The 13832-nt window shown below is 74.9% G+C and carries 14 protein-coding genes; 2 read left to right on the forward strand and 12 right to left on the reverse strand.

The genetic code is table 11. The features are described from left to right. Nucleotides 1-113 precede the first annotated feature (113 nt). From rpsO to truB, 3 genes are all read right to left on the reverse strand, one after another. Nucleotides 114-383 (reverse strand): 30S ribosomal protein S15, encoded by a 270-nt coding sequence (gene rpsO, locus SM577_RS06860; protein ID WP_043962418.1) that lies wholly within the window; start codon nt 381-383, stop codon nt 114-116. Nucleotides 384-646: 263 nt separating this feature from the next. Then, the gene (locus SM577_RS06865) at nt 647-1576 is read right to left on the reverse strand and encodes a bifunctional riboflavin kinase/FAD synthetase (protein ID WP_302917666.1); all 930 of its coding nucleotides are present in this window, start codon (nt 1574-1576) and stop codon (nt 647-649) included. Nucleotides 1577-1663: 87 nt separating this feature from the next. After that, nucleotides 1664-2545 (reverse strand): tRNA pseudouridine(55) synthase TruB, encoded by an 882-nt coding sequence (gene truB / locus SM577_RS06870; RefSeq protein WP_302917667.1) that lies wholly within the window; start codon nt 2543-2545, stop codon nt 1664-1666. Between the two features lie 226 nt (nt 2546-2771). Between truB and SM577_RS06875 the strand changes: the two genes are divergently transcribed. After that, nucleotides 2772-3074: a hypothetical protein gene (locus tag SM577_RS06875; RefSeq protein ID WP_302917668.1), complete on the forward strand. Its 303-nt coding sequence runs from the start codon at nt 2772-2774 to the stop codon at nt 3072-3074. A gap of 146 nt (nt 3075-3220) precedes the next feature. Further along, the gene (locus SM577_RS06880; RefSeq protein WP_302917669.1) at nt 3221-4168 is read left to right on the forward strand and encodes a hypothetical protein; all 948 of its coding nucleotides are present in this window, start codon (nt 3221-3223) and stop codon (nt 4166-4168) included. 9 nt (nt 4169-4177) lie between these two features. Here SM577_RS06880 and SM577_RS06885 read toward each other — a convergent pair whose 3' ends face one another. The 9 genes from SM577_RS06885 to SM577_RS06925 form a co-directional block, all read right to left on the reverse strand. Further along, nucleotides 4178-5503 carry an MATE family efflux transporter gene (locus SM577_RS06885; RefSeq protein WP_474586505.1) on the reverse strand — a complete coding sequence of 442 codons (1326 nt, stop codon included), beginning with the start codon at nt 5501-5503 and terminating at the stop codon, nt 4178-4180. Nucleotides 5504-5550: 47 nt separating this feature from the next. Further along, nucleotides 5551-6504 carry a DMT family transporter gene (locus tag SM577_RS06890; RefSeq protein ID WP_474586506.1) on the reverse strand — a complete coding sequence of 318 codons (954 nt, stop codon included), beginning with the start codon at nt 6502-6504 and terminating at the stop codon, nt 5551-5553. Between the two features lie 921 nt (nt 6505-7425). Then, nucleotides 7426-7635, reverse strand: coding sequence for a DUF6186 family protein (locus tag SM577_RS06895; protein WP_302918709.1), 210 nt, complete (start codon nt 7633-7635; stop codon nt 7426-7428). Next, a complete protein-coding gene (locus SM577_RS06900; RefSeq protein WP_302917672.1) occupies nt 7635-8042 on the reverse strand; it encodes a hypothetical protein in 408 nt (135 codons plus the stop codon). Before SM577_RS06900 ends, SM577_RS06895 begins: the two co-directional genes overlap by 1 nt. Before the next feature lie 244 nt (nt 8043-8286). Further along, nucleotides 8287-9366: a DHH family phosphoesterase gene (locus SM577_RS06905; RefSeq protein WP_474586507.1), complete on the reverse strand. Its 1080-nt coding sequence runs from the start codon at nt 9364-9366 to the stop codon at nt 8287-8289. Continuing rightward, nucleotides 9363-9881 (reverse strand): 30S ribosome-binding factor RbfA, encoded by a 519-nt coding sequence (rbfA, locus tag SM577_RS06910; RefSeq protein ID WP_474586508.1) that lies wholly within the window; start codon nt 9879-9881, stop codon nt 9363-9365. The genes SM577_RS06905 and rbfA overlap by 4 nt, the downstream gene beginning before the upstream one ends. Before the next feature lie 158 nt (nt 9882-10039). Beyond that, nucleotides 10040-10333: a DUF503 domain-containing protein gene (locus tag SM577_RS06915; RefSeq protein ID WP_474580345.1), complete on the reverse strand. Its 294-nt coding sequence runs from the start codon at nt 10331-10333 to the stop codon at nt 10040-10042. Between the two features lie 90 nt (nt 10334-10423). After that, a complete protein-coding gene (gene infB, locus SM577_RS06920) occupies nt 10424-13402 on the reverse strand; it encodes a translation initiation factor IF-2 (RefSeq protein ID WP_474586509.1) in 2979 nt (992 codons plus the stop codon). Nucleotides 13403-13495: 93 nt separating this feature from the next. After that, nucleotides 13496-13828, reverse strand: a complete 333-nt coding sequence (locus SM577_RS06925) for a YlxR family protein (RefSeq protein WP_302917677.1) — start codon at nt 13826-13828, stop codon at nt 13496-13498. Nucleotides 13829-13832: the final 4 nt, after the last annotated feature.

Raw genomic sequence — 13832 nt, forward strand, 5'->3', positions numbered from 1 at the left:
CCACTACCGGAGACCGGTACGCTGACCGGCTCCCTGTTCGGGTGGTCGCGCGGCCCTGTTTCTTCTGTGGTGTGGAACGGGGGAGCGGCCGTCGCGGCCACTCCCCCGTCACGTCACCGGCGCAGACCGAGCCGCTCGATGAGCGACCGGTAGCGGTTGATGTCCTTCTTCTGGACGTAGTTGAGCAGCCGACGGCGGCGGCCGACCAGCAGCAGCAGCCCGCGGCGGCTGTGGTGGTCGTGCTTGTGCACCTTCAGGTGCTCGGTGAGCTCCGCGATCCGCTTGGTCAGGACCGCGACCTGCACCTCCGGCGAACCGGTGTCGCCCTCGGCGGTCGCGTACTCCGCGCGGATCTTGGCCTTGGCTTCCTGGTCGAGCGCCATGTTCTCCCTGTTTCGTGGGTTGTCGATGGTGTCCGTCGGATCGGTCAGGGGACCGGAAACGGACCGGTACCTCGCACCCGCGGCGTCGTGCAGGCACGCGAGGCCCCACGTCGGTCAGCCGACGTCCCCGCCAGACTACCAGCCCGCCCGGGCGTCGGCCGGTCAAGGGCCGCGAAGCGGGGCGTCACAGCCCCCCGGGCCGGCCCGGCGACCGGCCCGTCGGGGCCGCGTACCGGCTCGGGGTCGGGCCCACCGGGCGGTGGTCAGCCGAGCGCCCGGCGGGTCCGCTCGACGTCCTCCTCGATCTGGGCGACCAGCGGCTCGATCGCGTCGAACCGGATCTGTTCCCGCAGGTGCGCCACGAAGTCCAGGGCCAGCCGCTCGCCGTAGAGGTCGCCGGTGAAGTCCAGCGCGTACGCCTCCACCCGCCGCTCCCGGCCGGAGAAGGTCGGGTTGGTGCCGACCGACACGGCGGCGGCCAGCGGCTCGCGCTGCCCGCGGCGCACCAGCCGGGCCGCGTAGACGCCGTCGGCGGGCACCGCCGCGTACCGGTGGCAGAGCAGGTTGGCGGTGGGGAAGCCCAGCTCGCGGCCGCGCTGGTCGCCGCGGACCACCACCCCCTCCAGCCGGTGCGGGCGGCCCAGCGCGGCGGCCGCCGCGCCGACGTCGCCCGCGTCGACGCAGGAGCGGATGTAGGTGGAGGAGAAGACGGTGCCCGCCTCGGCGACCAGCGGACCGGCCTCCACCCCGAAGCCGAAGGTGCGGCCGAGCCGCTCCAGCAGCGCCACGTCGCCGGCGGCCCGGTGCCCGAAGCGGAAGTTGTCGCCCACCACCACCAGGGCCGCGTGCAGGTGCTCCACCAGCACGTCGTGCACGAACGCCTCGGCCGGCAGCCGGGAGAACTCCGGGGTGAACGGCACCACGCAGAGCACGTCGGCGCCGAGCGCCTCGATCAGCTCCGCCTTGCGGGCCGGCTCGGTGAGCACCGCCGGGTGCGAGCCGGGGCGGACCACCTCGGCCGGGTGCGGGTCGAAGGTGACCACCACCGACTTCACGCCCAGATCCCGGGCCCGGGCCACGGCGTGCCCGATGGTCGCCTGGTGCCCCCGGTGCACCCCGTCGAAGACGCCGATGGTGACGACCGACCGCCCCCAGCCACCGGGCGCCGCGTCGTACCCCCGCCACCGCTGCATGCTGCTCCTCCCCTGCCTGCCCACGGGCCGCGACCGGCCGCGGGTGGAACCTCCCGCCGGCCCTGCCGGCGGGGCCGCGCCCGGCCGTCAGGCCGGCGCGAGCACGATCTCCGCGCGGGCCCGACCGTCCCGCTCGCTGACGATAGCGATCAACGCCCCGGCCGGGTCGAAGACCGCGTAGGGGCCGGCGATCCCGACCGGGTCGAGCGGCCCGCCGTGGGAGAGCACCTTCGCCTCGTCGGCACCGGCGTCCCGGCGCGGGAAGAACCGGTCGGCCGCCGCGGCCAGCGGCAGGTTGACCACCTCGGGCGCGCGCCGCTCCAGCTCGTCGAGGGTGGCGGCCTCGGCTAGGGTGAAACCGCCCACCGCGGTACGCCGCAGCGCGGTCAGGTGGCCGCCGACCCCCAGCGCCAACCCCGCGTCCCGGGCGATGGCCCGGATGTACGTCCCGGACGAGCAGTCCACTGCCACGTCCACGTCCACCACGTCGCCGTGGCGGCGGACCGCCAGCACGTCGAGCCGGGAGACGGTGACCCGGCGGGCCGGCAGCTCGACGCTCTCGCCCTCGCGCACCCGCTTGTACGCCCGCCGCCCGTCGATCTTGATGGCGCTCACCGCGCTCGGCACCTGGTCGATCTCGCCGGTCAACCCGGCCAGCGCGGCCCGGATCGCGTCCTCGGTGACCAGGCCGGCCGGGGTGGTGGCGATCACGTCGCCCTCGGCGTCGTCGGTGACGGTGGCCTGGCCGAGGCGGATCGTGCCGGTGTAGCCCTTGCCCGCGCCGATCACGTACGTCAGCAGCCGGGTGGCCCGGCCCACCCCGATCACCAGCACCCCGGTGGCCATCGGGTCGAGCGTGCCGCCGTGGCCCACCCGGCGGGTCCGGGCCAGCCGGCGGATCCGCGCCACCACGTCGTGCGACGTCATGCCGCCCGGCTTGTCGACCACGATCAGACCGTCTGTGCTCACGACACCCAAGCCTGCCAGACGGCCGCCTCGGGGCCACGGGCGGTGGACGCCACCGGGATCCGACGTCCGGCCACCGCACGGCTCCGCCGGTCGGCCGATCTTCCCGGTGGACCGACGGGCGGGGCGGCGGGCGCCGCGCCACGGGTGCGACGATCATGCGCCCCCAGGGCTCCGACCGGCGGCCGACGCCAACCGGAACCGGCCCACCACCGCCGACAGGAGCACGATGAGTCCCGACGTGCCGCCCGCACACGAACACCGCCCGCACGTCGACCTGCCGGAGTGGATGCGCACCCCGACGCCGGCCCGGCGGACCCTCGGCCGCCGCGTCTCCGAACTGGTCGAGCGGGTGCCGGCGATGCGCGCGGCCCGCCGAGCGCTGTGGCGGCGGTGGGACCGCCCGCGGTGGAGCGAGCGGCACCCGGTGGTGAGCGCGTTCCTGTCGTTCTTCGGCGTGGCCGTGGCGGCGACCGCCCTGGTCACCGGCACGCTCTACCTGTTCCACAAGATCATGCGCGGTGAGCTGTGACGGAGGACCCGATGAGCACCGACCCACCGCTCGACCGGTCGACGACCGCTGCCCCACCGGCCGTAACCGCGCAGTCGGTACCGGCCGCGCCTTCTCGCGGTGATGCCGACGGAGGAGTGCGGTTCGCCGAGGCCACACCGATCCGGGTGCCCGACTGGATGCGCGAGCCGCAGCCGGACCGCCCGCTGACCCGTGCCGAGCGGCTCCGGCTGGGCTGGGCGGAGCACAGCGGGAAGCTGCTCGGCGGGCTCGCCGCCGTGGTGGTGCTGGCGTTCCTGGCGGTCCTCGGCATCGGCGGGCTCGGCATATACGACCATGCGCGGGACAACGGCCCGCTCCTGCCCGACCGCCGGGGCCTCCCCGGCCAGCCACGGCCCACCGACGCCGACGGCAACTCGATCAGCCCGTGGGCGGCCACCCCGGCCGAGTCCTTCGCCGCGGGGGCGGACGCCATCGTCGCGCCGCCGGCGAAGGCGACCGGCCCGTTCACCGTCAGGCAGGTCACGGACGCCCTCGCCACGGTCCGGCAGGCGCTGGTCGAGGCGCGGATCGACCGGACGATGGTGGAGCTCGGCGACCCGACGCCCTTCCTCGGCCTGCTCGCCCCGGACAGCCGGCCGAAGATCCGCGCCGACTTCTCGGCGGGCGGCGCGCTGAACTACGCGACCCGGGTGGACCGCGACGCGGAGCCGGGGCTGGACGCCACCGACCGGGTGCGGGCGCGGGGCACTGTCAGCTACCGGGCGACGACCGACCAGGACGGGATCCGGGTGCTGGAGATCACCACCAGCTTCATCTGGGTCTACCACTTCGACCTCTGGCAGGCGCAGGAGTACCCGCCCGGGGCCGAGCTGGTCACCGTGCGTGACCGGGTGGTCTGGCACCTGCCGCATCCCGACGACGTGCGTCCCTCGTCCCGTGGGCTCTGGCTGGAGGACGCGGCGAGCACGCTGGTCAACGCCGACTGCGCCGGGATCAATCGCGGCTTCCTGGCGCTGACCCCGGAGGAGCCGTTGCGGCGCCGGCCGACCCCGGGGCCGACCGGCGACGTCTACGACCCGAGCTGGCGCCCCGGCGACGGCGAGGCCTGCTGACCCGGCCGTTCAGCGCACCGCGCCGACCACCGCCCAGCCACCGGAACGCAGCCGCAGCAGCAGGGCGGCCAGCCGGAGCACGATGAACAGGGTCAGCCCGGCCCAGATCCCGCCCAGCCCGAGGTCCAGTCCGTAGGCCAGCCAGATCGCCGGCAGGAACCCGCCGAGCGCCGACACCACTGTGAGGTTGCGCAGGTAGCGCACGTCCCCGGCGCCGATCAGCACGCCGTCGAGGGCGAAGACCACCCCGGCCAGCGGCTGCATCGCCACGAACCACGGCCAGGCCACCATGGCCTGCTCGCGGACCTGCGGGTCGGAGCTGAACCAGGCGGGGACCACGCCCGCCCCGGCGGCGATCAGCACCGCGAACACCACCCCGCAGGCCCCGCCGAGCAGCGCGACCCGGCGGGCCAGCGCGCGGGCGCCGACCGCGTCGCCGGCGCCGAGCGCGGCCCCGACCAGCGACTGGGCGGCGATGGCCAGCGCGTCGAGCACCAGCGCGGTGAAGAACCACAGTTGCAGGGCGATCTGGTGCGCGCCGACCGCGGCGGCGCCGAACCGGGCGGCGACCGCGGTGGCGGACAGGAAGCTGGCCTGGAACGCCACGCCCCGGATCAGCAGGTCGCGGCTGAGCACGAGCTGGTGCCGGATCAGCCGCGGCCGGGGCCGCAGGGCGATCCGCTCGCCGACCAGCGCGGCGGCGAACAGCCCGCCGGAGATGGTCTGCGCGATCGCGTTGGCCACCGCCGAACCGGTGAGCCCGAGCCCCACCGGGTAGACCAGCGCCGGGCAGAGCAGCGCCGACAGCAGGTTGGGGCCGAGCACGAACCACAGCGGGCGGCGGGTGTCCTGGATGCCGCGCAGCCAGCCGTTGCCGGCGGCGGCGAGCAGCAGGCCGGGGGCGCCGAGCGCCGCGATCCGCAGCCACTGCGCGGCGGCGTCGGCCACCTCCCCGGCACCCCCGGCGAGGGTACGCGCCAGCGCACCCCCGCCGAGCTGCATGCCGACCGCGACGAGCAAACCGACGCCGAGCGCCAGCCAGGACGCCTGCACCCCCTCGGCCACCGCCGCGGCCCGGTCGCCGGCCCCGAACCGCCGCGCCGAGCGCCCCGTGGTGCCGTACGCGACAACGGTGCCCAGCCAGGCGGTGAGGGTCATCACCGTGCCACCGACCGCGAGCGCGGCCAGCGGCACCCGGCCGAGGTGCCCCACCACGGCGGTGTCGACCAGCACGTAGAGCGGCTCGGCGGCCAGCACGACGAGGGCCGGCAGGGCGAGCGCGGCGATCCGGCGGGGTGACGCGGACCGCGTCGCGGTGAGGGTGTCCTGGCTCATCGCCGCCGATCCTGACACGGCGCGGGTAAGGAGTGCAAGGGTCGCGATCACTTACCAGCGCGGAGGTGGACGACGGTGACGGCACCGAGCAGCAGCGCTCCCCCGACGAACGCCGGCGCGGGCATCGTCTCGCCGATGAGCCATCCGGCGAGCAGCACCGCGGTGAGCGGCTCCACCAGGGTCGCCAGTGCGGCGCTGCCACCGGTGGTGGTCCGCAGCCCGGCGTAGAACAGCACGTACGCCAGCGCGGTGGTGACCACCCCGAGGTAGACCAGCAGCCCGACGGGCGCGACCCGGACCGGGACACCCAGCCCGTCGAGCACCGCGACCGGCGCCAGCACCAGGGCGCCGACCACGGCGGACACCGTGGTGAGCGTCAGCGCGGCGACCCGCTGCGCGGCGTGCCGGCTCAGCACCGTGCTGGCGGCGTAGCCGACGCCCGAGCCGAACGCGGCGAGCAGACCGAGCAGCGGTCGTGGCGCGTCGGCGCTCGGCTGCCCGGCCGCCACCGTGATGAGCACCAGGCCCACCAGGCCGGCCACCAGGGCGCCCAGCAGGCCGCGCTCGGGCAGCCGCCGGGCGCGCAGCGTCTCCCAGCCGAAGACGAGGACGGGGGCGAGTCCCAGGCTGACCAGGGTGGCCACGCCGACCCCGCCCGCCGCCACGGCGACGAAGTACAGCGCCTGGTAGGCACCGAGGCCGACCCCGACCAGGACGAGGACCACCGGCGCCGACCGCAGCGCGGCCAGCACCGGGCCCAGCCGGCCGGCCAGCAGCGCGACGAGCACCACCGCGCCGATGGCCAGACGGTAGAAGCCGATGCCCGTCGGCGTCAGCGCGGTGGACTGGCGCAGCAGTTGGACGGCGACTCCGGTGGTGCCCCACAGCGCGGCGGCACCGGTGATGGACAGCAGGCCGACCCGCAGACCGGCCGGGGTCGCCGGGCGTCGGCGGGCGGTGGGCAGGGACGGGAGGGACGGCGAACGGAAGGATCGGGACATGCGTGCGCTCCAGGAGAATCGAGCCGCGGACAGATCGACGTCTGTCGGAGCGCGGGCACGACGGGCCGACCGCTGACCACTCGGTGGCGGCGGGAACCGGTCACCCGGGGCGGGCAGCCCGACGGGACCGGCGGTCACCCCACGGACAGGGGGACGCACACCGGCGGCGTGGCGCTCCGATCAGGAGCGCGGTGGGGGCAGCAGGCCCGGACGGCACGACATACCGGGGACCTTAACTCACCCCGGCCGGCGCGATCATCCGTACTTCCCGCATGGCGGACACGGGGCACCAGGGGCCCGGAGGCGAGGCGGCGGCCCGGAGGCGAGGCGGCGGCCTGGCCAGCAGGCGCGGGACCCACGGCCGGTCGGCCGGGTCGGGTCCGGGGCGAACCCGGCGGTTGAGCAGGCCGGGCGGGCCGGGTCTCACCAGCGGGCGCGCAGACCCGCGGTGCCCGGCTGAACGGGCGGTGGCCCTGGGAGGGGCGCGTCAGGGAGCCGGTCGGCCCGGGTGGGCGGTGACGTCGTCGGCGTGGGACGTCGGCGGCGTCACCGCCGGTGGGTCAGCGTCACTGACGGGTGTCCATCGACGTCTGCAGCGCGCGGCGCATCTGCTCGCGGGCCTCGTCGGTGGTTTCGGGCTTGGGCTTGTTCGGCATGGTGGTGATCCCCTTCCAGGGTGCGAGCCGCCGAGGGACGGCAGCTCTCACGGGCGGTCGTGCTGAGCGCCCGGCACAGCGGTCCGGGATCACCGGAGCGGCTGGTGGGGCAGCGTGAGCCCGGGTCGGTCGACCCTGGAGGGAGGCGGCGCCGGGTGTGGCCCCACCGCCCACGGCCGCCGCCACGCGCGGCGCCGGCCGTTTCCCAAGCTATCGTTCAGGTCCACATGCTGCCCAGGGTTCCCGCCATTCGGACGGGATCGGCTCACCGGGCCAGGAAGTGCCAGCCCAGCCACCACCAGAAACCGAAGAGCCCGATCCGGCCGACCGGCACCGAGCCCACCTCGTACCGCATCACGTACGCGCAGACCTCGCCCAGGGTGGGGATGCGCGAGCCCTCCCGTCGGGCGAGCCACTCGACGGCGGCGAAGAGCAGCAGCGCGGTCAGGAAGCCCGTGATGGCCAGGGTCCGCATCATCGCCGCACCAGCCCCCAGAACGCCGACAGCCAGAGCAGCCAGCCCGCCGAACGGACCAGCTGGTCCTCCAGCAGCGGATCGGCCAACCGGGAGAAGGTGGGGAACTCGTCGCCCGCGGCGAGCACGAAGGTGGCCCCCTCGAAGACGCCGAAGACCACCACCGGCAGCGTCCACCAGACCGCACCGGAACCGAGCCGGGCCGGTGCCGGCCGCCGGGGCACCCGGTTGCTCAGGCCCAGCCAGATCAGCACGCCGCCGGCGCCGAGGGTGTAGAGGTTCGCCTCCGTCGAGAAGGACGGGAACCGACCGCCGACCAGGGAGAGGCAGACCAGCACTGGAACGGCCACGGCGGGCCGGTCCCAGGCGCGGGGCGCGTCGACGGTGAGGTCGTGGGGCTGCTCCATCCCGCAATTCTCCCCGCCGGCACCAAACCCGGAAAGGTCAACACCCCCCGGAGCTGACCCTGATCTATCCACGAGCCCGGCACCGCGAGCCCGCACCGCCCGGGAGCCCGCACGGCCCGGGAACCCGGAATCGCCCGCGAGCCCGGTACCACCAGCGACCCCGCGCCCTCCGCGAGCGGCGGCATCGCCCGCGGGCCCTCCACCGCCCGCACTCCCGCCCGGCCGAGCCGGAGCGGCTCCGCCGTCAGCCGTGGGCCGGGTGGAGCAGCGCGCCGGGCAGTTCGGCCCGGATCCGGTCGACCACCTCGTCGACAGCGCCCCGGCCGGTGAAGCCGGCCGCGAACCGGTGCCCGCCGCCGCCGAGGGCGACCGCCACCCGGCTCACGTCGACCGCCCCCTTGCTGCGCAGTGAGACCGCCCACTCGCCGGCCGGGGTCTGCTTGACCACGCAGCTCACGTCGGCCTCGGCCGTGCACCGCACCGAGTCGATGAGCGCCTCCAGCACGTACGGCCGCTGCTCGTGCCGGGCCAGGTCGTCCTGGGTGGCGTAGGTCCAGACCAGGCCGTGCCCGCCGGCCGCGGCCGGCTCCAGCCGGGCCCGGCCGAGCACCTCGCCGAAGAGCCGGACGGCCCCAAAGGGCCGGGTGTCGAAGACCCGCCGGGAGATGTCCCCGGGGCGGATGCCGGTGGCGAGCAGCCGGGCCGCCATCTGGTGCACCGCCGGGGTGGTGGCCTCGAACCGGAACGAGCCGGTGTCGGTGGTCAGCGCCACGTAGAGGCACTCGGCGATGCCGGCGTCCAGCGGCACGTCCAGCCGGGCCAGCAGTTCCTCGACCACCACCGAGGTGGCCGCGGCCCGGGGATCGACTAGGTTGACGTCGCCGAAGCCGGTGTTGGACGCGTGGTGGTCGAGCACCACCGCGGTGCCCGCGCCGGTCAGCCGGTCGACCAGGTCACCGAGGCGCGACTCGCTCGCCGCGTCGAAGCAGACCACCAGATCCGGGTCCGGATACGCCCGGGTCGCCGGCACCAGCAGGTCGAGCCCGGGCAGCCCGCGGAACGGCTCGGGCACCTCCGGCGGGCCGGGGAAGGTCGCCTGCAACCCGCGCACGCCGAGCCGGCGCAGCCCGAGGGCGAAGCCGAGCATGCTGCCCAGCGCGTCGCCGTCCGGGTTGACGTGGCAGATCAGCAGCACCCGGGCGTCGGGCGGCAGCTGTCGGACGGCCGCGACGGCGGCGCTCCAGTCGGCCTCGGTGGGCCCGGCGCCGGCCGGGGGCGCCGCCGTGACGAGGGCGCTCCCGGGCTCGCTGGCGGAATCGGTCACCGCCGTTCCCCGCCCCGGGGCGGGGTCTCGTCCACGTCCTCGTCCTCGGCGTCCTCGCCCACGGCGTCCTCGTCGTCGGACTCCTCGTCGTCGGACTCCTCGTCCAGCCGGTACGGCTGGGCCTCGCCCGCGTACTCGGCCCGGGCGGCCAGCCGCTGCACCTCGGCGTCGGCGTTGCGGGCCGCCGCGAGCAGGTCGTCGATGTGCTTGACCTGGTCCTGCACGTCGTCGAGGACGAACGTCAGGGTCGGCGAGTGCCGCAGCCCGAGCGCCTTGCCCACCGTGCTGCGCAGCATGCCCTTGGCGCTCTCCAGCGCGGCGGCGGTGCTGGACTGGGCCGCCGCGTCACCGAGCACCGTGTAGAAGACCGTGGCGTCGCGCAGGTCCGCGGTGATCCGGGCGTCGGTGATGGTGATCATCCCGAGCCGCGGGTCCTTGATCTGGCTCCGCACCACCGACGCGACCAGTTCGCGAATACGCTCCGCGTGCCGGCGTACCCTGGCCGGATCCGTCATCTCCGCCACCTCCACGGCGTCCCGCTCCCGGCCGGGCGGCGACGCCCGTGGCGCCGCCGGAACCGACCGGCCAACATCTCGAACACTACCCGCGCGCCCCGGCCCGCCGCGCGGCACCGGGTGGCACCGCCGGTGGCGCCGGCGGGGCACCCGCCGGGTCAGTCCTCGGCGCCGTAGAGCCGGCGGCGCACCGACAGCAGTTCGGTCTCGGGGCGGGCGGCCACCAGCCGCTCGCAGGAGTCGAGCACCTCGCGGACGTGGGCCGCCTCGGCGGCCACCACGGCCACCCCGATCTGGGCCCGGCCGTGCAGGTCGAGCGCGCCCACCTCGGCGGCGGACACCTCGAAGCGACGCAGCGCCGCCACGATCGGACGTACGTATGATCTCTTGGCCTTGAGCGACCGGGAGTCGCCCGGCAGCAGCAGGTCGAAGACCGCGGTTCCGGTGAACATCGCCCCGGACGATACCGGGACGTACCCCCACATGATCAAGGGGTTTACGCCTTCCGGCGTAAACCCCTTGATCAGTGCGTCACCGCGGGATCAGGCGCGCGGCTTCTCCCGCATCTCGAAGGTCTCGATGATGTCGCCGACCTGGACGTTGTTGTAGCCACCCAGAGTCAGACCACACTCGAAGCCCTCGCGGACCTCCGTCGCGTCGTCCTTGAACCGCTTGAGCGAGTTGATCGTGAGGTTGTCCGCCACGACCGACCCGTCCCGCAGCAGCCGCGCCTTGGCGTTGCGGCGGATGAGACCGGACCGGACGATGCAGCCGGCGATGTTGCCGATCTTGGACGAACGGAACACGTCGCGGATCTCCGCGGTGCCCAGCTCGACCTCCTCGTACTCCGGCTTGAGCAGGCCCTTGAGCGCCGCGTCGATCTCCTCGATGGCCTGGTAGATGACCGTGTAGTACCGGATCTCCACGCCCTCGCGGTCGGCGATCTCGCGGACCTTGTTGGCGGCCCGCACGTTGAAGCCGATGATCGTGACCGCCTCGGACGAGGCGCTCGCGAGCATGACGTCGCTCTCGGTGATCGCGCCGACGCCCCGGTGGATGATCCTGAGCTGGACCTCCTCGGGGATGTCGAGGTTGAACAGCGCGTCCTCGAGCGCCTCCACCGAACCGGAGACGTCGCCCTTGAGCACCAGGTTGAGCGAGGTCTTCTCGCCCTCCTTGAGCTGCTCCATGAGCGTCTCGAGGGTGGCCCGGCCCCGGGAGTTGGCGAATGCCGCCGCCCGCCGCCGTGCCTGCCGCTGCTCGGCGATCTGCCGCACCGTGCGGTCGTCCTCGGCCGCCAGGAACGTGTCGCCCGCCCCCGGCACCGCGGTCAGACCGAGCACCAGCACCGGACGTGCCGGACCGGCCTCGGCGACCTGGTTGCCGTTCTCGTCGAGCATCGCGCGGACCCGGCCGTGCGCCCCACCGGCGACGATCGAGTCGCCCGCCCGCAGGGTGCCCTTCTGCACCAGCACCGTCGCCACCGCACCGCGGCCCTTGTCCAGGTGCGCCTCGATGGCCACACCCTGCGCCGGCCCGTCGATCGGAGCGGTCAGCTCCAGCGACGCGTCGGCGGTCAGCAGGACGGCCTCGAGCAGGTCGTCGATGCCGATGCCCGGCTTGGCGGCCACGTTGACGAACATCGTGTCGCCGCCGTACTCCTCGGCGACCAGGCCGTACTCGGTCAGCTGCTGGCGGACCTTGTCCGGGTTCGCCTCCGGCTTGTCGACCTTGTTGACCGCCACCACGATCGGCACGTCGGCCGCCTTGGCGTGGTTGAGCGCCTCGATCGTCTGCGGCATCACGCCGTCGTCGGCCGCGACCACCAGGATCACGATGTCGGTGACCTGGGCACCACGGGCACGCATGGCGGTGAACGCCTCGTGACCCGGGGTGTCGATGAAGGTGATCGCCCGGTCCTCGCCCTCGTGCGGGACGTGGACCTGGTAGGCGCCGATGTGCTGGGTGATGCCACCCGCCTCGCCGGCCACCACGTTCGCCTTGCGGATCGCGTCGAGCAGCTTGGTCTTACCGTGGTCGACGTGACCCATGACGGTCACCACCGGCGGCCGGCTGACCAGGCGGTCCTCGTCGACCTCGGCGTCGAGGTCGATGTTGAACTGCGCGAGCAGCTCGCGGTCCTCGTCCTCCGGGCTGACGATCTGCACGTTGAAGCCGAGGTGCTCGCCCAGCAGCAGCAGGGTGTCGTCGGAGCACGACTGGGTCGCGGTGACCATCTCGCCCAGGTTGAACATCTCCTGGACCAGCGAACCCGGGTTGGCGTTGATCTTGTCGGCGAAGTCCGACAGCGAGGCGCCACGGGAGAGCCGGACGACCTGACCCTGACCCCGGGGAGCACCCGAGCTCATGGTCGGGGCCGACAGGTTGTCGAACTCCTGTCTGCGCTGCTTCTTGGACTTGCGACCGCGCGTCGGCTTGCCGCCCGGACGCCCGAAGGCACCCGCGGCGCCGCCACCGCGGCCACGACCGCCACCGCCGGGACGACCCGCGCCACCGGCCGGAGCGCCGGGACGGAAGCCACCGCCGGCACCGCCGCCGGGGCCACCGCGGTAACCGCCGCCGCCACCGGCGCCACCGCCGGGGCCGCCACGGTAACCGCCGCCGCCACCGCCGCCACCGGGGCCACCGCGGAAACCACCGCCGCCGCCGCCGGGACGACCGGCGCCGCCGCCGGGCCGACCCGCACCGGGGCCGCCGGGGCGACCGGGGCGCTGGCTCGGCATGGAGGCCGGGCTGGGCCGGGGCGGCATCGACGCCGGGCTGGGCCGCGGCGGCATGCCCGCCGGGCTCGGCCGCGGGCCACCCGCACCGGCGGCCGGCGGCCGCTGCTGCTGGCCGCCCTGGATGCCGAACGGGTTGTTACCGGCGCCGCGCGCCGGCGGACGACCGCCCGGACGCCCACCGGGACCCGGGGCCGGGCCGCCGGCACGACCGGCGGTCGCCGGACCCGGACGGGGCGGGATCGCGTTCGGACCCGGTCGGGGACCGGGACGGGGACCACCCTCGGTCGGGGGCTCCCGGCGGACGTTCTCGCGCTGCTGCTGGCGGGCGGCCTGCGCGGCCTTGACCGCGGCCTCCTGCTCAGCCTTCAGCGCGGCGGCACGCGCCTCGGCGGCCGCCACCTCGATGTCGTGGGCACTCGCCGGCTTGGCGACCGGAGCCGCCGGCTGCGGCGGACCGGGCACCGGCCCCTTCGGCTTCGGACCGGGCGCCGCCGGCCGCCGGGGCGGCGTCGGCTTCGCGGTGATCCGGGGCTCGCCGGGGGTCGGCGCCGGAGTCGGCGCCGGAGCCGGGGACGGCGCGGCCGCCGGCGGGGCGGCCGGGGCCGGCGCGCCGGCGGCGGCGACGAATGCGCTGCGCAGCCGTCGGGCGACGGGCGCCTCGACGGTGCTCGACGCGGACTTGACGAACTCGCCCATCTCCTTGAGCTTGGCGAGAACGGTCTTGCTTTCGACCCCGAGCTCCTTAGCAAGCTCGTGTACGCGGGCCTTACCTGCCACTGCACTCCTCACTCCGAGGTCGTGCGGGCAGCACCCGCAGCGACCTCACTCGTGCACTTGAAGCCTGGTCATTTCTGCGACTTCATCGTGTGCTCATGTCGGTCGTCCTACCTTGCTAGCGACCCTCGTCCGGTCGGGTTGACCGGACGTAGTGGTTGGCGCATCGATGTGCTCCGCCAGCTCACCGTGGTCGAGGACCCCGGTGATGCGCAGTGCACGCCCGAAGGCGCGACGCCGCACCGCCAGCGCGAAGCAGGCCGGATCCGGGTGCATGTTCGCTCCCCGACCCGGCATTCTGCGGGCCGGATCGGGCCGGAGGCTGTAGCCAGCCTCGTCGCCGACCGCGACGATCCGCAGCAATTCGCTGGCCGGCGCACGTCGCCGGCAACCCACACAGGTGCGCTCCGGCAGCGCGCGTCGTACCACTGGC

Source organism: Micromonospora desertarenae (assembly GCF_056150265.1).

Bases quoted from the DNA above. Each gene is read 5' to 3' on its own strand.
- SM577_RS06915 (WP_474580345.1), bottom strand. From the start codon at position 10,333: ATGTTCACCGGAACCGCGGTCTTCGACCTGCTGCTGCCGGGCGACTCC.
- rpsO (WP_043962418.1), bottom strand. From the start codon at position 383: ATGGCGCTCGACCAGGAAGCCAAGGCCAAGATCCGCGCGGAGTACGCG.
- SM577_RS06875 (WP_302917668.1), top strand. From the start codon at position 2,772: ATGAGTCCCGACGTGCCGCCCGCACACGAACACCGCCCGCACGTCGAC.
- SM577_RS06895 (WP_302918709.1), bottom strand. From the start codon at position 7,635: ATGCGGACCCTGGCCATCACGGGCTTCCTGACCGCGCTGCTGCTCTTC.
- SM577_RS06885 (WP_474586505.1), bottom strand. From the start codon at position 5,503: ATGAGCCAGGACACCCTCACCGCGACGCGGTCCGCGTCACCCCGCCGG.
- SM577_RS06865 (WP_302917666.1), bottom strand. From the start codon at position 1,576: ATGCAGCGGTGGCGGGGGTACGACGCGGCGCCCGGTGGCTGGGGGCGG.
- SM577_RS06890 (WP_474586506.1), bottom strand. From the start codon at position 6,504: ATGTCCCGATCCTTCCGTTCGCCGTCCCTCCCGTCCCTGCCCACCGCC.
- rbfA (WP_474586508.1), bottom strand. From the start codon at position 9,881: ATGACGGATCCGGCCAGGGTACGCCGGCACGCGGAGCGTATTCGCGAA.
- SM577_RS06900 (WP_302917672.1), bottom strand. From the start codon at position 8,042: ATGGAGCAGCCCCACGACCTCACCGTCGACGCGCCCCGCGCCTGGGAC.